General features: G+C 33.9%; 16 protein-coding genes. 10 read left to right on the top strand and 6 right to left on the bottom strand.

Annotated features, from left to right (window positions below; translation table 11 throughout):
- Positions 1-47: 47 nt before the first annotated feature.
- Positions 48-1,265 carry an AraC family transcriptional regulator gene (locus tag Q0975_RS06125; RefSeq protein WP_299434427.1) on the bottom strand — a complete coding sequence of 406 codons (1,218 nt, stop codon included), beginning with the start codon at positions 1,263-1,265 and terminating at the stop codon, positions 48-50.
- A 102-nt stretch (positions 1,266-1,367) separates the two neighbouring features.
- Here Q0975_RS06125 and Q0975_RS06120 point away from each other — a divergent pair, with 102 nt between their 5' ends.
- The 3 genes from Q0975_RS06120 to Q0975_RS06110 all read left to right on the top strand — a co-directional run bounded on the left by Q0975_RS06120 (position 1,368) and on the right by Q0975_RS06110 (position 5,872).
- The gene (locus Q0975_RS06120; protein ID WP_299434425.1) at positions 1,368-3,491 is read left to right on the top strand and encodes a tail fiber domain-containing protein; all 2,124 of its coding nucleotides are present in this window, start codon (positions 1,368-1,370) and stop codon (positions 3,489-3,491) included.
- A gap of 412 nt (positions 3,492-3,903) precedes the next feature.
- Positions 3,904-4,971 carry a hemagglutinin protein gene (locus Q0975_RS06115; protein ID WP_299434423.1) on the top strand — a complete coding sequence of 356 codons (1,068 nt, stop codon included), beginning with the start codon at positions 3,904-3,906 and terminating at the stop codon, positions 4,969-4,971.
- A gap of 40 nt (positions 4,972-5,011) precedes the next feature.
- Positions 5,012-5,872: a T9SS type A sorting domain-containing protein gene (locus Q0975_RS06110; protein WP_299434421.1), complete on the top strand. Its 861-nt coding sequence runs from the start codon at positions 5,012-5,014 to the stop codon at positions 5,870-5,872.
- A 235-nt stretch (positions 5,873-6,107) separates the two neighbouring features.
- On the opposite strand, the gene Q0975_RS06105 is transcribed toward Q0975_RS06110, so the two are convergent.
- The 3 genes from Q0975_RS06105 to Q0975_RS06095 all read right to left on the bottom strand — a co-directional run bounded on the left by Q0975_RS06105 (position 6,108) and on the right by Q0975_RS06095 (position 10,759).
- Complete coding sequence (locus Q0975_RS06105; protein WP_299434420.1) at positions 6,108-6,857, bottom strand: LytTR family DNA-binding domain-containing protein; 750 nt, start codon at positions 6,855-6,857, stop codon at positions 6,108-6,110.
- Between the two features lie 9 nt (positions 6,858-6,866).
- Entirely contained in the window at positions 6,867-9,911 is a 3,045-nt protein-coding gene (locus tag Q0975_RS06100; protein WP_299434419.1) for a two-component regulator propeller domain-containing protein, read from the bottom strand.
- Positions 9,912-10,192: 281 nt separating this feature from the next.
- Positions 10,193-10,759 (bottom strand): hypothetical protein, encoded by a 567-nt coding sequence (locus tag Q0975_RS06095; protein ID WP_299434418.1) that lies wholly within the window; start codon positions 10,757-10,759, stop codon positions 10,193-10,195.
- 195 nt (positions 10,760-10,954) lie between these two features.
- Here Q0975_RS06095 and Q0975_RS06090 point away from each other — a divergent pair, with 195 nt between their 5' ends.
- Together Q0975_RS06090 and Q0975_RS06085 are read left to right on the top strand one after the other, a co-directional pair.
- A complete protein-coding gene (locus Q0975_RS06090; RefSeq protein ID WP_299434417.1) occupies positions 10,955-11,428 on the top strand; it encodes an RNA methyltransferase in 474 nt (157 codons plus the stop codon).
- Between the two features lie 111 nt (positions 11,429-11,539).
- Positions 11,540-12,901, top strand: coding sequence for an alanine/glycine:cation symporter family protein (locus Q0975_RS06085; RefSeq protein ID WP_299434416.1), 1,362 nt, complete (start codon positions 11,540-11,542; stop codon positions 12,899-12,901).
- A 9-nt stretch (positions 12,902-12,910) separates the two neighbouring features.
- Here the strand turns inward: Q0975_RS06085 and Q0975_RS06080 are convergent, their stop codons facing one another.
- Complete coding sequence (locus Q0975_RS06080; protein WP_299434415.1) at positions 12,911-14,854, bottom strand: OmpA family protein; 1,944 nt, start codon at positions 14,852-14,854, stop codon at positions 12,911-12,913.
- Between the two features lie 309 nt (positions 14,855-15,163).
- Here Q0975_RS06080 and era point away from each other — a divergent pair, with 309 nt between their 5' ends.
- From era to Q0975_RS06055, 5 genes are all read left to right on the top strand, one after another.
- On the top strand, positions 15,164-16,045 hold the full coding sequence (gene era / locus Q0975_RS06075) for a GTPase Era (RefSeq protein WP_299434414.1): 882 nt from the start codon (positions 15,164-15,166) through the stop codon (positions 16,043-16,045).
- Between the two features lie 397 nt (positions 16,046-16,442).
- Positions 16,443-20,453, top strand: coding sequence for a T9SS type A sorting domain-containing protein (locus Q0975_RS06070; RefSeq protein WP_299434412.1), 4,011 nt, complete (start codon positions 16,443-16,445; stop codon positions 20,451-20,453).
- Between the two features lie 179 nt (positions 20,454-20,632).
- The gene (locus Q0975_RS06065; RefSeq protein WP_299434410.1) at positions 20,633-22,156 is read left to right on the top strand and encodes a choice-of-anchor I family protein; all 1,524 of its coding nucleotides are present in this window, start codon (positions 20,633-20,635) and stop codon (positions 22,154-22,156) included.
- A 247-nt stretch (positions 22,157-22,403) separates the two neighbouring features.
- Positions 22,404-23,711, top strand: a complete 1,308-nt coding sequence (gene der, locus Q0975_RS06060) for a ribosome biogenesis GTPase Der (protein WP_299434408.1) — start codon at positions 22,404-22,406, stop codon at positions 23,709-23,711.
- A gap of 12 nt (positions 23,712-23,723) precedes the next feature.
- Positions 23,724-24,335: a hypothetical protein gene (locus Q0975_RS06055; protein ID WP_299434406.1), complete on the top strand. Its 612-nt coding sequence runs from the start codon at positions 23,724-23,726 to the stop codon at positions 24,333-24,335.
- Here the strand turns inward: Q0975_RS06055 and Q0975_RS06050 are convergent, their stop codons facing one another.
- The gene (locus Q0975_RS06050; protein ID WP_299434404.1) at positions 24,336-24,665 is read right to left on the bottom strand and encodes a MerR family transcriptional regulator; all 330 of its coding nucleotides are present in this window, start codon (positions 24,663-24,665) and stop codon (positions 24,336-24,338) included. It abuts the gene before it with no gap.

The raw sequence follows: 24,665 nt of genomic DNA, 5'->3' as shown, positions 1-24,665 counted from the left end.
TAAAAACTCCTAGAACGGCTCGTTCTAAGATATTACATTTCTCAAAACTAACTCTTCTTCTTTTTAAACTCATTAGGAGTCATTTTCATTACTTCCTTAAATCTGGTGTTAAACGTTGACTTAGAGTTAAAACCTGCTTTTTCAGCAATCGCTTCTAAAGTAAAATGATCATAATTAGGATTGGTAAGTAAATCACAAGCAAATCGAATACGGTATGAATTGATAAATTGAAAAAAATTTACTCCATAATGCTGATTGATACTTAGAGATAATATATGATTGGGGATATCGAGTGTATTCGCCAAATGACTTAGGCGAATTTGTTTGTTTAAAAAAGAGCGATTTGTATGAATCTCATTTTCTAATACGTCAATATATTGTTGCAATCGTTCTTTAGGGATTTGTTTTTTAGCTTCAGACGGATCTGATACCGACATGGAGTTTGAAGTATCTGAAATTGGGTTTTGCGTATCGTTTTTCTCATCAATTGTATATAATATAGGTTGTTGCAATCCAAAAAAAGCAAATGCCATTAACATAAATAAAAATGCAAATGCTTTCACTCCCAATAGAATAGAAGTTGTGTTTTCATTGAAATCAAAAAGTGAACTGACAACAAAAAAAACAGCCATACCTATCACAAAAAAGATCAAAGCTTTAAACCAGTTAAGTGTAATAAAAATACTATCGGATGCAAATTGGTTTACATAATCTTTTTGATGTGAGCGAAGTAGCTTTAAGATGAAAAACAAATAAGTTAGTATCGTCAGTAATAAGGTAATGATATAAAATAACATCAAAACATTACCAGTTTTTCTCGCAATATGAGGTGGTTCGGGAGCTTGTATAAACGTAAAGATTATATAGAAAATCACAAAAGGTGTAAAATGTAACAACCGAATTATGGGTTTTAGTTTTTTACCGAAAATATCCAACAAAAAGAAGTATAGTCCCACAGGTATCAAAAAGAAGGCTACCGGATTGGTGCCTGAAGGAATAAGAATATCCGTGCTAATTCCCTTTGAAGTGTACATAATAACTCCAAAAGCATACATCCCAATACCAGCAAAGACCAAAAGAATCCATTTACTGGTTTTGATTTGCCCAAAAAGAGCAAAGAATAGGCAGAACATACAGAGAATAACGGCCCCAGAAAGTATAATAAAAGGAAGAAAAAATTCAACTGAGATTTCCATAACCCAAAGGTATCTAATTTTTCGATCCAGAGGATGAAAACGTTCGAACTTACGAAGTTTAAACATCATTAGCCCTTTGTTTTATTGATTTGGAGAGTGTTTCCTATACTTTAGCCTCATCTTAATAAATAACGTTTTCTAAAGATTTTTAACCCCAAAACCTCTATTGTAATGAATAAAAAATACCTACTAATAATAAGTTTGTTATGTACAGTTTTCGCTTTCTCTCAATCTCCAGAATTATTTAATTATCAAGCGGTAATAAAAAACAGTAATGGTGATGTTCTTGCCAATCAAAGTGTAAGTTTTCAGTTCGAAATTATTAAGAATAGTACGGGAACTGCAGTTTTTACCGAAACGCAAACCATAACCTCGGATGCTAATGGTTTAGTAAGCCTCAGAATAGGAAATAGTTTTCAACTCAAAAAAGGAACCGGAGTATTATCAGGAATCGACTGGTCTGATGGGCCCTATAAATTAAATATTTCCATAGATGAAACCGGAGGATCTAATTATAGTTTATTAGGATCTAGTGTTTTAACTTCAGTGCCTTATGCAATGCATGCCGATACGGTTGAGGAGGGAGATAATTTTGGGGATCATACTGCTACCCAAAATATAATTCTTGGAACTACAAATTATATCAGCTCAGACTCTGGCGATAGAGGGATATCATTTAATGCAGGAGGAGATGTACTAATAACAGATACCGATAATATAACGAGCTTAAGGGTAGAAAATACAAATACATCAAGTATTGCTAATGTAGAAATAAGAGTGCCTACCGCTACTTGGAATATAAATGTAGAGGATGATCAATTTGTAATTGAAGATGACGAAACTGAAAATAAGAATATTTATATTGAAGAAGGAGCTGCAGAACGAACGCAACACGATATTCATATTGATGCGGATGGACGAGTAGGGATTGCTACCAGTCAACCGTATCAGGATGCAAGTGTGAAATTAGATGTGAATGGTAAAATTAGAATTGGTACTACAGATATAGGTAATGGTAAGGTATTAGTATCTGACTCTGATGGTATTGGTACCTGGGTAGACCCTAATACATTAGGTTTAGGCGGATCAGGAGCATTTTCTGCCACTTCTGGGGTAACTTCTAACGTTTCTGGAACAGAAGAGACAGATGATTTTGTATTTGGATCTTCACAATTAGATGATGATGGTAATATCAATCATGATTACAGAATGTTTTTTGATAAATCCAAAGGAGCTTTTAGAGTTGGTCGTGCTACAGAAACGGAATGGGATGAGGTGAATATAGGTGTAAATTCTATTGCAATGGGATATAACACGGTTGCTTCTGGTAGATACGCATTTGCCATGGGAGATATTAATGAAGCTTCAGGTAACGCTTCGGTAGCATTGGGTTCAGAAAATGTAGCTTCAGGAATATTTTCGTTTGCTGCAGGAACAAGTGCAGAAGCTATAGGGAATCTATCTTTTGCTTTCGGAAATCAGGCAATTGCTGGAGGAGATGATTCTATAGCAATAGGAAAAGGAACTCAATCCAGTGCAGAAGAATCAATTGCAATGGGCACCGGAGCAAATGCGAATGCTGTACAGGCGAAATCGTTTAGCTTTTACGGAAATACATCTTCCTATGCCGAAACAGTAATGGGAGCTTACAATACATCAGCAACAGGACAAACTGTAGATTCTTGGGTAGCTACGGATCGCTTATTTATAATTGGTAATGGTGACACAGATGCTAATAGAAGTGATGCAGTAGTGGTACTGAAGAATGGAAATACTGAAATTAATGGAGTACTTACTGTTGATCCAAATAATGATGACTTAGGCTATACTTTTCCTGATACAAGCCCCATACCAGGACAGACAATTGGGGTAAATGGTGTAGGTGAATTAACATGGATCACTCCAGGAGCGGGAGCGTCAGATCGTAGATGGAAAGAAAATATCACATCGATAGACAATGCATTAACTAAACTTAATCAAATTAGTGGGTATTATTATGATTGGATAGATAAAAAAGATCCAAAAAGACAAGTGGGAGTGCTTGCCCAAGAAATAGAAGCTGTATTACCAGAGGCTGTTCATACCGATGATAAAGGGTTTAAATATGTGAATTATCAATTATTAACTGCATTATTAATTCAGGTGAACAAGGAACAGGAAACGAAGATCGAGATTTTAAGATCCGAAAATAGTATGATAAAGGCTGAAAACCAACAAACACAAAAAAGATTAGATACTATCGAAATGTATCTGGGAATTAATAAGGAAATAGTAAATAATGCAGATAGAAAGTAAACTTCTGGTTGTATGTTTTTCTGAAGCGTTATTGAGTAAAAACATGTAGTTTGTTTAGGTAATAAGGAGAATACAATCAAATTATATTAGTAAGAGTATAACCATTCGTTTTTTTAATAGTTTAACAGTTTTTTCCCTATTCACTCCTTTGTAAATGTTGTTGTATAAGGAATTAGTGAGTATATTGCCTTTAGCTGAAAAATCAAAATTAAAGACTTGAAAGTATGGGGAATTTTTGATTTTGATTTTTGGTATAGCAATCTTTTTAGTTGCACTAAGATTGTTAGTGCGGAAAAAAATAACGTAATTTATATATTTTTATAATTCAATTAGAATTCTTATTTTAAGAATTTTATAAATTAATTAACTATTTTAGCAAAAATTTAAGTAACCCCTTAAATCTGAGATTTATATGAACAGAATTTTTACCCTAATGATGGTGGTGATTGGTGTTATAAGCACTCAAGCACAATCGATAGAGAGACAGGTAATAGGGTCAGCTGGGACTACAGTGAATAATGGTTCAGTAACCATGGACTTTACTATTGGGGATCTTGCAGTGACTGTGATAACAGATGGGAGTACTAAAATATCCCAAGGATTTCATCAAGGATCTTTGTTATTAGCAATTAAAATAAATCCTGTTGCTTTTATACAAGGAGCTGCGTTAAACCCTAATAACGGAGAAGAAAGCTTAATGCGTGATGATCTACGTGTAGCAGATCATATACCTACTACTTCACCATATGCCGATGCATTAACAGTTCAGAATTCTGTATTGACAACCACAGGTGCTAATGCAATTGTGGATTGGATATTTGTGGAGTTAAGAGATGCAGTAACCAATACTACAATTGTAGCAAGTCAATCCGCATTACTACAACGCGACGGAGATATTGTAGGAGTAGATGGTGTTTCTGATTTAGAGTTTGATCTAACTGCAGGAGATTATTATGTAGCATTAAAGCATAGAAACCATTTAGGAATAATGACGGATGCTACGGTAGCTTTGTCTGATATTGTGACTACATTAGATTTTACTGATGGTAGTGTTAATATCTACGGTACCAATGCACAAACTACTTTTGGTATGCCATCAGGTGTATCTGCAATGTGGGCAGGAGATGCTAATGGAGATGGAAAAGTAAACCTGATAGGTAGTTCTAATGATAGTAATACAATTCGTGATGTGATCCTTAACGATCCAATCAATTTAGCAATTCAGTTTTATGGTTTTAATGTAACTGGATATAATGATGCTGATACTAATCTTACAGGAGGTACTCAAATTATTGGAATTAATAATGATGCTAGTTTGGTTAGAGATAATATTCTCAATCATCCATTTAACACATTCATACAGTTTTATGGATTTAATATTACCGAGCAATTACCAGCAGAAGTAAACAGAAAGCGAATCCAAAGTGATATCGCTTTATTAGAAAAAGTGAAAGCTTTAGAAGCAAAAAGTAATAAATAAGCCCTATATTAACTTAACCCCTAATAAATATTAAAGAAAAATGAAAAAACAACTACTAAGTTTAGCAATACTTTTATTGACAACTATCACCATATCCGCGCAGAGCTACCAATATGGTTTGGTTCAGGATTTTAATAATACCGGAGAAATTTATGAATATACTTTTGTAGTAGTTCCTGATTTTGCTAACGGTGCTGTATCAGTAGGGTCTGTTAATATAACAATTTCTATTTCTACTGGGAACACCCTTAGTAACTTTACACAGATTAATGGAACTAACTGGGCGAGTAATACTAATTTTACAGCTATGGTTTTAAATGGTTTTACAGCTGGTGATGGAACTAGAGATTTATGGACTTTTAGTAGAGAAGCATCAGTTGCATTAGGAATTGCTTCTCATACAGCTGGTCAACAGATTCCTTTATTTTCATTTGTAGTGGCTAATATGCCTACTACAGGAGATATTACCTTAACAGAGAATACAGATGCTATTATTGTGGACTTAGCTGCAAATTCTGGAGGTAGTTTTGATTTATCTAACTTTTTTGGAGCTGATATAGATGGAGTGCCTATTACAGACACTAATTTTTATGGAGCTAATGCAGCAGGATTGATTACCTATGATCTAATGGATCCATTATTAAATGTAGGTGAGGTTGATGATACTTTAGGAAACATAAAAATATCTCCTAATCCTGTAGTAACAAGTTTTACGATTCAGGGAGCTACATCACAGATAGATGAAGTTAAGATTTTTGATATCAACGGAGGGTTAGTAAAAGAAATTGCTACTGATGTTATCAATGAAGCGATCTCTGTAAAAGATTTATCCGCTGGAGTTTATTTTGTACAACTAAGTTCTCAGGGTGCTGTATCAGCAGTCAAATTAGTTAAACAATAAATTGATGAAAGTATTGATAGATAAATATAGATTAAGCTTAACATTAATGGTGCTTTATGGTAGTATTTTAATTACTATTATTAATTTTATCTGGATCAAATAATTTTCAAGAAATTTTAAAATAATATTGCTGATTTCCAAATACAGGATTGAAGCTGTTAAAATAAAAAACCACTCAATTATTCTTGAGTGGTTTTTATTTACATATTTTTTAAAAATAATCTTACTGTTAATACTATCTGTGCATTCTATCCAATATTTCCATTACCTCAACTTTTTTACGAACAGAAACAGGGACATTTTCTCCATTTTTTAACATTAGATAACCTCCGTCAGCTTTTATAAAAGCACTAATACATTGTAAGTTAATTAAGTGACTTTGATGAACTCGCAGAAACTGATAGTTTTTAAGCATATCTGCAAAATACTTCAACGTTTTGGTTACAAAAACCTTTTGACCATCCTGTAGATAAAAGATAGTGTTATTACTATCAGATTCACAACGGACAATGTCATCTAAGCTCACGATGATAATCTTATCTAACGTGTGCAGAGATATTTTGTCAGGTTTTTGCTCTGGAGCAGATAGTGTATCCTTAAGGATGTTTAAACGTTCTTTGTTTGGTTGTATTTGTTCCTTTGCTTTGTCAATTGCTTGTGCTAATTCTTCGTTAGAATATGGTTTTAGTACATAATCTATAGCTGCAAATTTAAAAGCTCTTATGGCGTATTCATCACTTGCGGTAACGAAGATAATTTTAGATTTTAATTCTGGGAATATTTCTAATACATCAAACCCAGTTCCATCTCCAAGCATAATATCTAGAAATAGAATATCAGGTTCATCTGTCCTAAGAGACTTTGCTGCTTCTACTACACTGCGAGCGGTGTCAATAATTTTTATTTCGGGATGATTAGTTTCCAGATCGCTCTTCAAAAGCTGAAGCGCATCTGGCATATCTTCTACAATAATAGCTGTAAGCATATAGTGTTATTAATAGTCAGTTAATAAAGGTATTTTAAACGATATTTCGGTACCTGCTACGGAAGTATCCTCTTCAAGAATTTCTTTTATCTGTAGGGAGTCTTTTCCTGAGATAGATTCTAATCTTTCCCGTGTTACAGTTAATGCCATAGATTGGTGGTCTGTTTTGGTTTTAGCTTTTTGAGATTGAAAAATTCCCAATCCATTATCTAATATCTTACAATGTAAGAATTCTTCATTAGTATCAAAAAATACTTTCAGTTTTCCCTCTCTATTTCCTTTTAGAATCCCGTGTCTTATTGCATTTTCTACAAATGGCTGAATAAGCATTGGCGGGATGAGTACTTCTTCTGGATCAAATTCAGAATCAATAGAAATAGTATAATCAAATGACTTGTTTGCCATTAGTTTTTCAACTTCTATATAATGCTTTAATGTTTTCATTTCCTGATCCAGCGTAATATGATCTTTCCTAGAATTATACAGGGTTTCTCTAAGTAGCGTAGCAAAGGTGTTAATTGTACTATTCATTTTTGACGGGTTGCTGGTTCCCATAGCTTTGATGCCATTCAGTACGTTAAAAATAAAATGAGGATTCATCTGAAGACGCAATGCTTTTTGCTCTAGAGAGAGCAAATGGTTTTGCATCTGAAGTTTTTCTCGTTCTTCGCTATTTTTTAGTTTTACTTTTCTAATGTATAATAATGTTATTACGGTTAATACCAAAAGTAAAACCCCAAGCATTGTCAACAGAAACCATATTTTCTTATAAATAGGACTATCGATAAATATTTTAAAAGTAATAGGTTGGCTTTCTTCCCAGCGATAATTTCTGGATTGCGCAGAAAATGAATGTGGGCCATAAGCTAATCCTGCCAGATTCTGCTTTCTTTCTGAAGACCAAGGACTCCAAGCTGTATTATTAAGTTTATAACGATATTCTATATCCTTAGGGTGATTAAGATCAATGGTTTTATAGCTAAATGATAATTCAGTTTGTTCTGGAGTTAATAATAAAATGTTATCATTTTTTGCCCATATATCTGGGTTAATGGAGTCTAGAGTTTGATACGCTATTTCTACATTTTCAAAATGAATCTCTGGTTTAATTGTGGCTTTATTGGTTTCTCCCGGTTCGTATTTAGTTAATCCATATATAGCACCGAACCATAGATTTCCTTTGGTGTCTTTTGCGATGGCATTAAGGCATGTTTCGATACCTAAAAAACCATCATTTCGGCCATAGTGAAGAATATCGGTAATTTGATTAAGTAAGTTAATTTCGATTCGATCTACACCGCGCTCGGTCCCAACCCATAAATTATCTTCATTATCAAATATCATTTGATAAATATTGTTAGAGTATAGGTTTTTTTCACCTTCGAGTTTTTTAAAAGAAAGCGCTCCTTTATCTAAGTTTGACCACCATATTCCTTGACCAGCAGTACCTACATATATTTTTTTGTCTTTAAAAAGAAAGGTGTTGATTGCAATTTTTTGCTCTAAAATATTGCTGTAATGTGTTACTTTGTTTTTTTTGATAAACCCAATACTTCCATTTTCAGTTGCATACCATATTTTGCCATTACCATCAGAAGTCATGTGTTTAATTTCAAGATCTTTGAGACCTCTTTTTTTATTAAACTTTCTTATAGATCTTACCTTGTGTTTTTTGTAATCATATCTAAATCTGGTAATTCCTGAAGAGTGCGTAGCGGCCCAAACGGTATCATTAGATATATGTATAGATCTAATCCAATCAGCAGAAAGTCCTCTTTTTTTATTGATAATGTAGTTTTTAATTACTTTTTTAGTGAGTGTATCTCTTTGAGGGTTTTTAGAATCTTCATTAGTAATTACAATACTATCTTTAAGTTTAATTTCTTTGAATAATATCCCCTTTCCTTCTGTACCGGCCCAAATATTTCCTTTGTTATCACTGGTAATAGTTTTAATTTTTATGTCAGATAACCGTTTATCTTGTTCGATCTGATGTATGCCTGTACTATCAATTTTTATAAGCCCTTCCTCGGAATTAGAAGCCCAAATTTCATTATTGGTAATATGGACTGCATATACTCGATTACCTTTTAAACCAGTATCTTGGTTATAGTGTGTGAAATTATTCTGTGAATATTTATAAAACCCTCCTCCTGATGTTGCAATCCATATATTAGATTGACGATCTGAAATGCTTTTTCTAATATTAGAAACTGCTAAACCATTTTTACGATTGATTTTTTTCTTTAATCTATAATTTTTAGCATCTAATACTGTAATCCCCTCATTACTTGTAGAAAACCATAATTCCGTATCAAGGATGGAAATATTATTAACGTTCAATGGTTTCGGGATCCATTTATTACCATAGCTTTTGGCATTGGTGTTTAAGACTAAAATTCCTTGATTAGTAGCCGCGGCAAATACTTTGGATTTGTGATATAATGCCGAAGTAAAATTATAAGCACTATGCCTTTCTATAATACTTGCATCTTTATGAATTTTGTTAAGTTTCCAAAGTCCTTTATTTGTGGCAATCCAAAAAAGCTTACCATCAAATACTATGTCATTTACTATACTAGTGTTGATTTTAGGGTCTAAAAGTATTTTTTTTAATCCAGAAGCAGGTTCGTATTTATGAATTCCAACATTGGTGGCAAGATAGGTTTTGTTATGGATTTTGAAGATTTTATTAATCTGTAGTCCTTCAATGTTATGAAACTGTTTTTTTGTTTTAATAGATAGTCCTTTTCTGGTTCCTATAAACAAACTGTCATTAGCAAAGTGCAGTGAATGGATATAGTTAGATAAAAGTCCATCATCTTCATTCCAGGTTTCAAATTCTTCTCCATTAAATCTGCTCAATCCACCTCCACGAGTTCCTAACCATAAATAACCAATATCATCCTGAATAATATCATGTACTTGTGATTGAGGAAGTCCATCTTCTAGCGTATATGCCCTGAGACCATTATTTTGGGCAGACAACAGATGAATTGAACATATCCATATAAAGGATATTAGTGCGATGTAGGAAAAACGATAGGGGCTCATAGAAACTATGGTTTGACAACAAATATAATCAAACTGATTTTTTGATTTCGTAAACCCATAAAATTCTTAATGTAAAAATAGAGACTTTATAAAACCGTATACAAGCAGGCAGTTTTTTTGGGAAAAACAATTGGAAATAATTGGACGCGCCTGCCGTATACATTGGTTTTATATATCAATAGAAAATCTTAAAGCTTAAAAGGATTGTGAAAAAAAACAGAACAATACAGTACAATAAGATGATCGAGTAAAAAATATTATATTTCTCTCTACCTAATATATTAGTAGCTGGTAATTGCTGTATTCTTTGGAGTATTAACTTTGTTGTCATTCCAGGTAAAGCTTTGTTTTAGATTTACGTATTTAATTTTTGATGTTTCCTTATATAAAGTTTCAGTCTCTAATATGTTACCCTTTATTCCATATTCTTGATTAGGAAATGTATATTGAGAATCAGTATTCGAGTTTTCGCAGTATACGTTTGTTAACTGCGGAAGTGAAACAAGTTTATTATCATTTGTAATCATAAAATAGTAGGATTCAACCTGAGCACAACATGCCAGATATTCTACTTCCATCTTAATCACCTCAGAGATCCCTTCCAGACCAGGGTCCTCTAAGGTGGTGATAAAGATGTCCTCAAAAAGCTCAATGTCATTGATAGTGAAAGTAGATAAGTTTTCTGAAATTCCCCCCAAACGAATCAGATTAACAATGCAAGTTGGTTGTTCTGTTCCATTCTCTTTAATCTCAGTAACTGCAGCATACTTTCCCGTTTTCTGAAAACTTTGTGCTTTCACAAACTGAAATCCTATAATTAGGATGAAAAAAACAATGATTCTTTTCATAACAGTATATTTTGAGGTTGATTATTTTGTACGAAATTATGTACTTAATCTAGTTGTGGAGTTTGGGTTTTAGAATTCGTTGCTATCAATTTAGAATTCGTATATCTCATTACGGTTTTAACATAATTTAAAAGAGTTGTCTGTCTTACGGTTTTTTTTATTGTTATTACATTGTACACTTTATATTTTTGTGATATGATCGACAACTTTGAAAATGAGTTTTTTGGTATTGGGATTCAAAATGGGAAAACACCAGAGAATTTAGGAGTGCTATGGAGAACCGCTCAAAACATGGGGGCAAGTTATATATTTACCATAGGTAATCGCTATGCTAAACAAGCATGTGATACGCATAATGCGGTGAAGTCAATGCCTTATTTTCACTACAATACTTTTGAGGATTTTTATAATCATCTTCCAAAAGGTGCAATGCTTGTGGGTGTAGAATTAACAGAAAAGGCTGTTGCATTAGAGACTTTTAATCATCCCAAACGATGTGTGTATTTATTAGGAGCAGAAGATCATGGCTTATCAAAAACTGCTATAGAAAAGTCACATTTCTTAATTAAATTTACTTCAGAGTTAAGTGTTAATGTAGCTGTTGCCGGCAGTATAGTAATGTACGATAGGGGAGTTGCTAAACCTCGATTTATAAGAGTTTCGGAATAAAGTATTGATATCGTGTCTTTTAATTTCCCTAATTGATGATTAGATTTATTTACTATTTTCAGTATAGATTAAAATTTATTTTGTAGTACATTTATAGCAGGTATACATCCTATGTTCAAAAAAATAGAAGAGTTTATTGCGGTATTTAGTTCGTGGATATGGGATTGGCCTCTATTGATTCTTTTGATAGGAGGTGGACTATTCTTTCTGATATATTCACGTTTTACACCTTTTTTATACTTCGGGCATGCGATCAATATCCTTAGAGGAAAATATGAAAATGAAAATGCTCCAGGACAATTAAGTCATTTTCAGGCATTGTCATCTGCCATTGCAGCTACAGTTGGGATGGGAAATATTAGTGGAGTAGCAATTGCATTGGTTATGGGTGGTCCAGGAGCTATTTTCTGGATGTGGATAAGTGCGTTAATTGGTATGGCGACTAAATTCTATACGTGTACACTGGCAGTAATGTATAGGTCTGAGAGTAAAGAAGGAACGACACTTAGTGGTCCTATGTATGTGATAACAGAAGGATTAGGGCGGCATTGGAAACCATTAGCAGTTTTCTTTGCACTAGCAGGATTAATAGGAACATTACCAGCATTTACAGCAAATCAACTTACACAAACACTGGTAGATGTATTAGATTTGAAGGATAGTGACAAGCTATATATTGGTCTCGTTTTAGCAGTTATTGCATCTTTTGTAATTCTTGGAGGAATAAAAAGAATTGGTTTAGTGGCAAGTAAATTGGTGCCTTTTATGGTGGTATTATATTTCCTTACAGTGTTTGCTATTCTGATATTACAAATTGACAAAGTACCAGAGATGTTTGTCTTGATTTTTTCTGATGCTTTCTCAGGTGAAGCTGCCGCTGGGGGAGCTTTAGGGTATTTAGTTAAAACGGGGGTGAAACGAGCTGCATTTTCTAACGAGGCTGGAATTGGTACTGCTCCTATGATGCACGGAACAGCTAAAACCAATGAACCAATTCGAGAAGGTTTAGTAGCCATGATGGGTCCTGCAATTGATACTTTACTTGTTTGTACTTTGACAGCATTGGCTATTTTGTCCACTGGAGTTTGGCAACATTCCGATGATAATGGAGTTTCTTTGACTTTAGCGGCTTTTAATTCGGTTTTGCCATATGGAATTGGAGATGGAGTTGTAATTATTATGGTGCTTGTCTTTGCTTTTTCGACTTTGTTTTCATATTCTTATTATGGAGTAACTTGTTTAGGATTTTTAACCAAACCAAAATATGGGAAGTATTACAACTACATATATATCGTTTCTATAGTAATCGCAGCGGTAGTGAAAATAGATTTTGCAATTAATCTGATTGACAGTGCCTTTGCATTGATGGCTATACCAACAATAATTTCTGGATTATTACTAGCAAAAAAGGTAAACGTTCGAGCAAAAAAATATTTTGGAGAACTAAAAACAAGTTCCAAGAATAGTATTTAGTATCTATAATTATTTTCTAACAATAAACTCGCTTCTTCGATTTTCCTGGTGTTCTTCTTCAGTGCAAGGGATACCATTAGCACATTTGTTGATAAGTCGTCGTTCTCCGTAGGCTTTTCCTTTTATTCGCCTCCAATGGATTCCGCCATTTCTTATGATATATCGAACAGTTGCACGCATACGTTTTACGCTAAGTCTTTTATTGTACCAGTAACTAGATCTACTATCCGTGTGAGAACGAACTTCAATTTTTAAATTAGGATTCTGCCTCATTACTGCAATGACCTTTTGTAAATCAGCCTCTGCGTCGGGTCTAATATTATCCGTATCCAGATCAAAGAAGATAGTTTTTAATTGTAGTGGAGCTACGATATCATCTCCAATATTAACAGGTTCTGAGGTGGTAGATAATAATTTCTCTTTCTTAAAATCTACAGGAACATTGTTAGTCGTTTCAAAAGTTTTATTTGATTTAAAAATGATATCATTTGGATTAAATCCTTCGATAGAAACTCTGATGATATATTGTTTGTCGCAATCTACTTCGAAACTGTAACCGCCGTCAGCATCAGACTTAATTTTGTTTACTATATTTCCGTCGGTATCTAATAATGTTATATCTGCATTTGCTATAGTTTCATTAGTTTCGCTATCAGTAACTATACCAGTAAGATACTCTTTGCAAGAAGTAATTAATTCTTCTGTTTGTCTAAAGCTATAGATGTCATCATTTCCTTTTCCACCTCTTCTGTTGCTAGCAAAATATCCTGTCTTATTTTCTTCATTTAATACAAAAGAGAAATCATCTTTAGAACTGTTAATAGGTTTCCCTACATTAAACACTCCATAAGAGTTATTTTCATTAGCAATAGCAACAAATACATCTAAACCGCCTAGCCCAACGTGTCCATCACTGGCGAAATATAATCGACCATTATCACTAACATAAGGAAAAGTTTCCCTTCCTTCAGTATTTATGTTATCTCCTAGGTTTTTAGGTTTTCCATATTTTCCACCTGGAAGTATATCAACTACAAATAAATCAGATTTCCCTCTGGTTCCTTTCATATCGCTGGCAAAATATAATTGTTTGCCGTCGGGACTTAGTGCCGGATGAGAAATAGAATAGTTATCACTGTTAAAAGGTAATTCTGTAATATTGGACCATCTCTGATTGGTTAAAGTAGCTTTGTATAGTTTTAATAAAACAACACCTTTTCTACTCTTTCCAAGTTTATTATTTGTGAAATTATTTCGGGTGAAATATACCGTATTTCCATCTTTGGTAAAACTTGTAGAAGATTCATGAAACTTAGTATTTATTTTTCCTTTTAACTTTTTAGGTTCTTCTGTAGAAATTTTATCCTCTTTTATTGTAGAAGAGAAAAGATCTAAAAACGGCATTTGATCCCATTCATGCACTTTAGAATTTTTACTTCTCGAAGAAGCAAATACAATTTGACCTCTATGGTTAAAACTTGGGGCATAATCTGAATATTGAGAATTTATAGTTAACGTATACAAATCATATTTACCGGATTGCATTTCTATAAAATCAAGATAATCTCGTTTGTTTATAAAGGATTTTGCACGTTTATCATTTCCAGTAGCCATATTAAACTTCTCCATGATAGTATCCGCATCACCATAACGTTCAGCACTTTTTAAACTTTGAGCATATCTAAATAAATACTCAGGTTTTACTTCTTCAGAAAAATTCGAAATTAACTTTTCATACCATTGTACTGATTCTTCCAGCTCTCCTGTAAAATAATATGAATCGGCCAACTTCCTGTATAAGTCTAAGGAAGAATACCCTTGTTTTGCAACATTCAGATAGATGTCACGAGCATTTATATAGGCTAATGCTTCAAAACTTTGGTCCGCTTTACTAAGCTGCTTATTCGTGTCTTGTCCAAAACAAAGATGTGAAAACATTAGTAATGTTATCACAGATACACATATGTTTGTGTAGTGATATCCCTTCGAAGTAGATAAAAAAGAAATAGAATAGTTTCCCAAAATGATCCCAGTATTTTTAAAATAAATTATTTGTTTTCGTGGGGTTTTGAAAACATACTGGAATTAAATTTACGAAAAATTAACAAAAGGCGTACTTGCATATACGTTTTTTACGTCCTGAATGTCCTTTTTGAAGCATCTAAATAGCATATTTAGTCGAAAATTGACATCAAAATAAACCTTTCCAAGATTGAATAGATTTGTATAATAATCAATTAACTTTGCATCAAAATCTTATATATGGGTCATAAAGCCGGTTTTGTAAATATTATAGGAAATCCGAATGTTGGAAAATCTACATTGATGAATGCTTTTATTGGAGAAAGATTATCTATTATTACTTCTAAAGCACAAACCACGAGGCATCGGATTTTAGGAATTGTGAATGGTGATGATTTTCAGGTTATATTATCTGATACTCCTGGAATTATAAAACCTGCATATGAGCTTCAAGCGTCTATGATGGGGTTTGTGAAATCTGCTTTCGAAGATGCAGATATCCTTATTTATATGGTAGAAATCGGAGAAAAAGAACTTAAGGATGAAGCTTTTTTTACTAAGATTACAAATGCTAAAATACCTGTGTTTTTATTATTAAATAAGATCGATCAATCTAATCAGGAGCAATTAGAAGAACAAGTACAGTTTTGGGCGGAAAAAGTGCCCAATGCGGAATTGTATCCAATCTCAGCTTTAGAAAATTTTAATGTAAAGGTAGTTTTTGATAGGATTGTGGAGTTATTGCCAGATTCACCAGCTTTTTATCCTAAGGATCAGTTGACAGATAAACCAGAACGTTTTTTTGTAAATGAGGCTATTCGCGAAAAGATTTTAATGCATTATAAAAAAGAAATTCCATACTCAGTAGAAGTAGAAACCGAAGAGTTTTTTGAAGACGAAACTATCATTAGAATCAGATCTGTGATTATGGTGGAGCGTGATTCTCAGAAAGGAATTATTATAGGTCATAAAGGTTCTGCGCTTAAGAGAGTTGGCGTAGAGGCTCGAAAGGAATTGGAGAAGTTTTTTGGGAAACAGATACATATAGAGTTATATGTAAAAGTGAATAAAAACTGGCGAAATAGCGAACAGCAATTAAAACGTTTTGGCTATAATCGTTAATATTTAGATTAAAATATTTTAAACCCAAAGGTTTGTAGGATTTTTGTAAGCTTTTCAATTTTACTGTTTACGGTAAAACTGTATTTTGAAGGTAAAATGCTGCATTTGAACGTTTTTACGTCTTTTTTTATGCTTTTTTGAAGTGAATCCTCTAATTTAGCATTCTTAACATATTTAAAACGCCCTAAAATATGATATAAACTTTACTTTGTCTTCACACACGTTTTTTTAGTAACGGCTTAACTCTAAAAATCAAATAAACTACAAAAGATTCTTATAATACGTACTGTCAAGGACTACTGCGTGATTTTGCATCTTCTGTCGTTATTTATCTAAAACCCAAAATAAATTAACCAGATTGAATTTTTTGAATTCAAACGAAAAAAACAACTACACAATGTCAAAATTTACTAACAAGCTTAACGTGTTAAGCCAAAAGATTGCAGCCTCCCAAGTTGCGTCATCTTTATTTGGTTTGACTTTGATCGTCATTTTCCTTGTGACTTCAGGTTTCAATACTGTAGTCGAAGAAAATAAGAAAGAACTTAATAATCAGTCCACAAGTAATTATAATTCTTCAGTGTACACAGGTTGTCAATTAACAGTTGATGCAGGTGGTGATGCAGAATTTTGTGGAGAAGGAGAAGTAACCCTTACAGCAACAGTTTCTGGAGAATCAGAATGTGTGGATTGTACAGGAGAGTATGGTGTAGAAAACACTAATAATTGTAGAAGAGATCAGGACTATGTAATGTGGTTAACTGATGGAAATAATCCAAGATGGTTTTCTAATGTAGATCTAGAATGGAATGAGTTAGCAGATGGTACAGCAACACTTACAGGTACTATTTTTGATCACACATTGACTCAGGAAACATATGAAGTAAATGCTGTATATTCAGGAAGAACAAGTACTACGCCTGCAAATAGTCCTAAAGGACATGAATGTAATAATGAAGATGAATCTGGATGGATTTATTATACAGGGCTCACTGGAACTGTAACAAGTACTGATGGATCTTGGTCTATTGATTTATCAAGAAGAGGTCCTTCTTTTCAGTTAGGTAATGGAGCTAATGTAACGGAGACTGAACTTGGGAAATACGGAGCTTGTGGATGGTTTGATACTACAGACGGTCAATATAATAGAGGAGATTTTAATTTTAATCTAGGAGATTGTGTTACTACATCAACTACCGAGGTTAATTATTTATGGTCTACCGGAGAAACTACTCCATCAATTACAGTGAATCAAGGCGGAACATACACGGTAACAGTGAAAGACTGTGAAGACTGTGAGGCTACAGATACTGTAGAAGTTGTAATAAATGACGTTCCACAAGTAGATGCTGGAGAAGATAAGGAAATATGCGTAGGTGATGAGGTGACTCTAACAGCTACCACTAATGGTAATGAAAGTTGTGAAAGTTGTATTGAATATGGTATTCAGAACACTGATTTATGCAATAGAGATGAGAACTATGTATTGTGGTTAAAAGGAGGAAGATATTTCTCTAATGTAGATTTAGAGTGGAATGAACTTGAAGACGGAACGGCTACTTTAAAAGGTACTGTGTTCGATTATACAACTACGCAATCAAATTATGAGGTAGATGTTGTTTTTACTGGAAAAACAACTAATACTCCGGCTAATAGCCCTAAAGAACATGAATGTAATAACGAAGATGAATCAGGATGGGAGTATTATGCTGAATTTACAGGAACAATAACTAGTGCTGATGGGTCCTGGTCTACAAGTTTAACAAGAAGAGGGCCAGCGTTCCAGATGGGTAATGGTGCTAACGTAACAGAAACAGAGCAAGGGAAGTTTGGAGCATGTGGATGGTTTGATACTAATGATGGTGAATATACTGTTGGAGATTTTAATTTTAATTTAGGAGATTGTATAACCTCAGAAACCAATAATACTTCATTTTTATGGTCTACTGGAGAAACTACAGAAAGTATAACAGTATCCCCAGAAGAAGATACCACTTATTCAGTTACAGTTACTAATTGTAATGGTTGTTCGGCAACTGATGAGGTAATGGTGTCTGTGAAATCTGCTACTGTTCAGTTAGGGAATGACCAAAATATTTGTTCAGGAGAAACGGTAACTCTAGTAGCTAGAGGTGAAGGAACTTTTGTTTGGTCTACGGGCGAAACAACTAGTAGTATTACGGTTACTCCTACAGAAACTACTACATATACAGTTACATTGACTAATGGAACTTGTGAAGCTTCGGATACTGTAATGGTTATTGTAAATGATCCTGTTGTGGTTGATGCAGGTGAAGATCAGGAAATATGTTTAGGAGATGAAGTAACACTTACTGCTCAGGCTACAGGCATCACTAATTGTGATGATTGTGTTGAGTATGGTATTAAAGATACTGACTATTGTAGAGGGAGACAACATCAGTTTGTTGTTTTTATAAATGATAATGGTACCAGATTATGGTTTAGTAATGTAGATCTTGTTTGGAGTGAAAATACGGATGGAACAGTAACACTAAGAGGTGAAGTATTTGAATATAATTCTACAAATACATCATTTATGGTTGATGCAACCTTCTCAGGATTCACAAATACACCACCTGTAGATAGTCCTAAAGACAGTTTCTGTCAGTCTGAGGACGCAACTGATTGGGTGTATTATACAGAGATTAGTGGATCTATTACTCAAATTGATGGAGCATTAAGTTATGATATTTCTAGAAGAGGAGAGGCGTTTCAGGTTGGAAATGGAGCTAATGTATTTGAATATACTCCTGGGGTATATGGAGGATCTGGTTGGTTTAATTTAGAAGGAAATCCTGATTCTTTTGGAGATTTTAATATTAATCTAGGCGATTGTATTACTACAGGAACTGGAGAAACAAATTATTTGTGGTCAACAGGAGAAACTACTCAAAGTATTACGGTGTCACCAGATGAAGATACTACGTATACCGTTACTGTAACTAGTTGTACAGATTGTGTAGGTGAAGATGAAGTAATTGTAACTGTAAATTCTGCTATGGCAGATGCAGGAGATGATCAGGAGATTTGTAATGGAGAAACAACTACACTTACAGTTGTTGGAGATGGAGATATAGTATGGTCAACAGGAGAAACTACTTCTACTATAGAAGTTTCTCCGCAAGAAACTACTGCTTATAGCGTAACAGTTTCTAACGGAAATTGCGAGGCTACTGATGAGGTAATAGTTGTGGTAAATTCTGTAACTGCTGATGCAGGTGAAGATCAAACCATAACTGCAGGGCAAACAGCTACTCTTACGGCAACAGGAGGAGGTACTTATTTGTGGTCTACAGGTGAGACAACAGGAACTATCGAGGTTACTCCTACAGAAACTACTACATATAGTGTTACTGTATCAGCAAATGGATGTTCAGCTATAGATGATGTTACTGTTTTTGTAGAAGGTTGTACAGTTGTGGCTGATGCGGGTGCAGATCAAACTATTTGTGGTGTTTCAGACTCTAATCCTTCTGAAGTAAATAAAATGATGCAAGATATTACTTTAACCGCTAGCGGAGGAGATACGTATCTTTGGTCTACAGGAGCAACTACGCAATCTATTGTAGTAACTCCTACTGAAACAACGACATATTCAGTTACTGTTTCAAAAGATGGATGTAGTGATACAGATGATGTTACTGTTTTTGTAATTGATATAGATGCCAATGCAGGAATAGATGTAGAAAGTACTCCAGGAGCAAATGTTGTTTTAACAGCTTCTGGTGGAGACACATATGAATGGTCAACTGGAGAGACTACTCAATCTATTACAGTAGCTCCGACAGAAACAACTACATATACGGTAACAGTTTTTAAAGATGGATGTTCAGATTCTGATGATGTTATTGTTTTTATTGGCTGCGAAGGAACTGCAAATGCAGGTGAAGATCAGACAATTTGTTCTGGTGATTCAGCTGTATTAACAGCATCTGATGGTGATATTTTCCTTTGGTCCTCTCCGTCGGGATCACCAGGTAATACACAATCGGTTACAGTTTCACCAACGGTTACTACAACCTATATCGTTACAATTGTTAGAAATGGTTGTTTGGATAGAGATGAAGTAACTGTATTTGTAGAAAGCTGTGGCGGTGGACTAGGAGGTGGTCCAACATCAATGAATAATATGTATCCTACCATTGTAGAATCTTCAGATATCATTTCTTTAGAGCTTACTACTACAAAGGATCAGGATAATATTCAGGTAGCTTTTTATAGCTTATCGGGACGATTAATGTCAAAAACGGCAACAATGAGTATTTCAAAAGGAGATAGTATAGTTAATATTGATCTTAATACATTAGGTTCAATATCTTCAGGAATATATGTTGTTAAGATCTCTAATTCAGAGGGTTATATAGTTGAAAAGATGGTTGTGAAATAATACGTTATTAATAACTAGTAGTATAATGAGTCCATCCGCTTTAAGCGGATGGACTTTTTTTGTGTGTCTAACAATTTCTTAACTGTACTCATGGATTAATAGATTTAATTTATTCTTTTCATAACACTAAGGATAAACTCATTATTGAATTTTGATGGCTAATACAAATCATATCAATAATGAAAATTTTTAATAAATCATGCCTTATTGTAATTGGGGCTTTAGGATTGTTCTGCTCTTGTAATTTAGATGATTATCAAGGAGGTAGTGGAACAAGCGATCTTACTTTTAATAAAATAGGAAGTTTAATTAACGGTACTGGAGGCGAAGGGTTTGCAGAGATTTCGGCCTTTGATCCAGAGACTGCCAAACTTTTTGTGATTAACCCTAATGATGTAGAACTTTCTGTTTGGAATCTTTCTGATCCCTCTTCACCTGTAGCAGGGACTGATATTCCTTTAAACGGTATTCCTAATAGTGTAGCTGTAAACGATGGAATTGTAGCTGTTGCACTTGAGAATGCTGCTGATAAACAGGCAGAAGGTACTATTGCAATCTATGAGGCAGAATCACAAACTCTTTTAAATACCTATCCTGCCGGAGCTTTACCGGATATGGTGACATTTAGTCCTGATGGAAAATATATTATTGCAGCCAATGAGGGAGAACCAAATGATGAGTATACAAATGATCCAGAAGGATCTGTAACTATTATAGATGTAATCTCTGGAGAAGTTTTTGAAGTTGATTTTAGAGCATTCAATGGGAGAAAAATAGGTAATGATTTTAGAGTGTTCGGTCCAGGAGCAACCTTAGCTCAGGATATAGAACCAGAATATATTGCCATTTCCGATGATTCTAAAACAGCCTATGTGGTACTGCAAGAAAATAACGGTATTGCAACTATAGATTTAAGAAGCAAAACCGTAAGAAGTATAATAGGCCTTGGTGTAAAAGATTATTCTTTAGCTATGAATCAACTAGACGCCAGTGATAAGGATGGTATTGTAGGAAATTTTCAAAATTGGCCGGTTTTAGGATTTTATCATCCTGATGCAATTACATTCGCTAGAGTTAGAGGAGCTCGGTTTTTAATCACAGCAAATGAAGGTGATGCTAGAGATTATGATGGATATTCTGAAGAAGAAAGAGTAAAGGACTTAGAATTAGATCCAACAGCTTATCCTGATGCTGCTACTTTGCAGTTAGATGAAAACCTAGGGAGATTAAAAACCACAACAGCAAATGGAGATATAGATGGTGATGGCGATGTGGACCAGATATATGTATATGGAGGAAGATCTTTTACAATCTGGTCAACTTCTGGTCATAAGATTTATGATAGTGGAGATCAAATAGCAAAAACTATTTTAGAATTAGATCTCGATGCTTTCAATAGCAATGAAGGAGACGGTACAGATAAAAGGTCTGATGATAAAGGAGCTGAACCTGAAGCAGTAGAAATTCTTGAAGTTGGTAGAAGTACATTACTTTTTGTAGGTTTAGAGAGAACAGGAGGTGTTATGATATATGATATTTCTAATCCAGTTAATCCAAAATTTATAGATTGGTTAAGAGATACAACTGATATCTCACCTGAGGGATTAATTACAGTAAAAGCTGAAGATAGTCCAACAGGAAATGCATTGGTAATAGTAACTCATGAAGTATCAAATAGCGTAGCTATATATGAGATTAAATAGGCATCCATAAAAAGTTTGTTGTTTTACAGTAACCGAGGTATCTACATTTGTTTTTATCTTTGAAGTAAGTAATTATTTCACTGACTGACTATCAATTATGAAAAAGTTCAATAGGTCGATGCGCTGACCGTTGAGCTTTTTCGTTTTTAATGACCTTCCCTTTTATTTTATTTGTCTGATATTTAAACTTCAATAGTTTAGGTAGAATAAAAAGACTAATTTTGCACAAAATTTAGAATTCAGGATAATGAGCAATATAGTGGCAATTGTAGGACGACCAAATGTAGGAAAATCTACTTTTTTTAATAGACTGATCCAAAGAAGAGAAGCTATCGTAGATGCGGTGAGTGGAGTTACTCGTGATCGTCACTATGGTAAGAGTGATTGGAATGGTAAAGAATTCTCTCTAATAGATACTGGTGGTTATGTAGTAGGTAGTGATGATATTTTTGAAGCTGAAATTGATAAGCAGGTAGAACTTGCAATCGATGAAGCGGATGCGATCATTTTCATGGTAGACGTGGAATCTGGTGTTACCGGTATGGATGAAGAAGTGGCTAATTTACTTCGTAAAGTCAATAAGCCGGTTTTTCTAGCTATAAATAAAGTTGATAATGGTAAAAGAGCCGAAAATGCTGTAGAGTTTTATAGCCTAGGACTTGGAGAATATTATACCATAGCAAGTATTAACGGAAGTGGTACAGGAGAGCTTTTGGATGCGTTGGTAGAGGCGTTGCCAGAAGTAGAAGAAGTAGAAGAAACTGAGCTACCTCGTTTTGCTGTTGTGGGAAGACCTAATGCAGGAAAATCTTCATTTATAAACGGACTGATTGGAGAAGATAGATATATTGTTACTGATATTGCGGGAACTACCCGAGATTCTATTGATACTAAATATAATCGTTTTGGTTTTGAGTTTAATTTGGTTGATACTGCAGGGATAAGACGTAAAGCCAAAGTTAAAGAAGATTTAGAGTTTTACTCGGTAATGCGATCTGTTCGGGCAATTGAGCATAGCGATGTATGCCTGGTAATGGTTGATGCTTCCAGAGGGTTTGATGCTCAGGTACAGAATATATTTTGGTTAGCAGAACGCAACCGAAAAGGTGTGGTGATTCTTGTCAATAAATGGGATTTGATAGAGAATAAGGAAAGTAACACCATGAAAGAATTTGAAAGGCATATTCGTAAACAAATAGAGCCTTTCACAGATGTTCCAATTGTTTTTATTTCTGTATTGACTAAACAACGAATTTTTAAAGCAATAGAAACCGCAGTAGAAGTATATAAGAATCGTTCTAAAAAGATTAAAACCAGTGTGATGAACGATACAATGCTTCCAATTATTGAGAGAAACCCACCACCAGCCTATAAAGGTAAGTATGTGAAGATTAAATATTGTATGCAATTACCTACGCCTCAACCACAATTTGCGTTTTTCTGTAATTTGCCGCAATATATTAGGGAGCCTTACAAACGATATTTAGAGAATCAACTACGAAAAGAATTTGATTTTCACGGAGTACCCGTAGCTGTGTATTTTAGGAAAAAGTAGTAAAACACGTGTATGAAAAAGTCAACTCTAGTCATACTACTATTTGGAATTGTTGTAATATCTATTTTAGCCTGGTTTATTAGTGATTCCTCTAGAGAAGTTTTGACAGCATTTGGTGAAATGGAAAATACTTTGAAAACTAATAGTCTTTCTGTTGAAATTAAAAATGACTCACTGTTAAGTGAAATAAGTGATAAAAAACTAGTATATAAGGCAAAACAGGTAGATTCTTTAACAACCAATTTCAAAGAATATTTGGAATCTGTAAAGCAAGAAATGTTAGGTAGTATAAAAGATCCTAAAAATTATGAGTTAATGGATAAGCCTAATAATATGTTTTTTTTCGAAAATGGTTTGTCTGAAAAAGGAGAAGAATTTATTGCAAAAATGAATCAATTCAGAGATAGGTTATTGATACTTGTAGAAACTCCTTCATTAAAAAATGAGATAAATAATATACTTAATACAGGACAGGTGTATTCTAGAAATGGTGAAAGACGAAAATGGTTGGAGTATAATTTTAAAGGATTTCCGTTAATAGCTAGTATAACTAAACTTACTCAGATGCAGGTAGATGTTTCGTCGATTGAATCAAAAATATTTCTTGATTGTTTAGGGAAATAATTACAACTGCTCCTTAATCTTTAGTAATTGCCCTCTAATAGACTCTAGTTTTCTAATGATGTCAAAGCTATCTAAGGCCTCTTGCTTTTGCTCTTTAAGATGAATTTTCGCACCTTCTAAGGTAAATCCACGTTCTTTTACTAAGTGGTATATTAACTCAAGATTCTTGATGTCTTCAGGAGTAAATTTTCTATTTCCTTTGGCGTTCTTTTTTGGTTTTAGAATGTCAAATTCTTTTTCCCAGAAACGAATAAGAGAAGCATTTACATCGAATGCATCTGCTACTTCTCCAATACCATAGTACATTTTTTTTGGTAAGTCAATATACAT

This window comes from uncultured Aquimarina sp., from assembly GCF_947500065.1.
GTDB lineage: Bacteria > Bacteroidota > Bacteroidia > Flavobacteriales > Flavobacteriaceae > Aquimarina.
Note: the sequence above shows the minus strand (reverse complement) of the source record. Positions and strands in the feature narration are given on the sequence as shown.

Excerpts from the sequence above, each read along its gene's own strand:
- Q0975_RS06125 (WP_299434427.1), bottom strand. The coding sequence starts at position 1,265 with ATGATGTTTAAACTTCGTAAGTTCGAACGTTTTCATCCTCTGGATCGA.
- Q0975_RS06120 (WP_299434425.1), top strand. The coding sequence starts at position 1,368 with ATGAATAAAAAATACCTACTAATAATAAGTTTGTTATGTACAGTTTTC.
- Q0975_RS06115 (WP_299434423.1), top strand. The coding sequence starts at position 3,904 with ATGAACAGAATTTTTACCCTAATGATGGTGGTGATTGGTGTTATAAGC.
- Q0975_RS06110 (WP_299434421.1), top strand. The coding sequence starts at position 5,012 with ATGAAAAAACAACTACTAAGTTTAGCAATACTTTTATTGACAACTATC.
- Q0975_RS06105 (WP_299434420.1), bottom strand. The coding sequence starts at position 6,857 with ATGCTTACAGCTATTATTGTAGAAGATATGCCAGATGCGCTTCAGCTT.
- Q0975_RS06100 (WP_299434419.1), bottom strand. The coding sequence starts at position 9,911 with ATGAGCCCCTATCGTTTTTCCTACATCGCACTAATATCCTTTATATGG.
- Q0975_RS06095 (WP_299434418.1), bottom strand. The coding sequence starts at position 10,759 with ATGAAAAGAATCATTGTTTTTTTCATCCTAATTATAGGATTTCAGTTT.
- Q0975_RS06090 (WP_299434417.1), top strand. The coding sequence starts at position 10,955 with ATGATCGACAACTTTGAAAATGAGTTTTTTGGTATTGGGATTCAAAAT.
- Q0975_RS06085 (WP_299434416.1), top strand. The coding sequence starts at position 11,540 with ATGTTCAAAAAAATAGAAGAGTTTATTGCGGTATTTAGTTCGTGGATA.
- era (WP_299434414.1), top strand. The coding sequence starts at position 15,164 with ATGGGTCATAAAGCCGGTTTTGTAAATATTATAGGAAATCCGAATGTT.
- Q0975_RS06070 (WP_299434412.1), top strand. The coding sequence starts at position 16,443 with ATGTCAAAATTTACTAACAAGCTTAACGTGTTAAGCCAAAAGATTGCA.
- Q0975_RS06065 (WP_299434410.1), top strand. The coding sequence starts at position 20,633 with ATGAAAATTTTTAATAAATCATGCCTTATTGTAATTGGGGCTTTAGGA.
- der (WP_299434408.1), top strand. The coding sequence starts at position 22,404 with ATGAGCAATATAGTGGCAATTGTAGGACGACCAAATGTAGGAAAATCT.
- Q0975_RS06055 (WP_299434406.1), top strand. The coding sequence starts at position 23,724 with ATGAAAAAGTCAACTCTAGTCATACTACTATTTGGAATTGTTGTAATA.
- Q0975_RS06050 (WP_299434404.1), bottom strand. The coding sequence starts at position 24,665 with ATGTATATTGACTTACCAAAAAAAATGTACTATGGTATTGGAGAAGTA.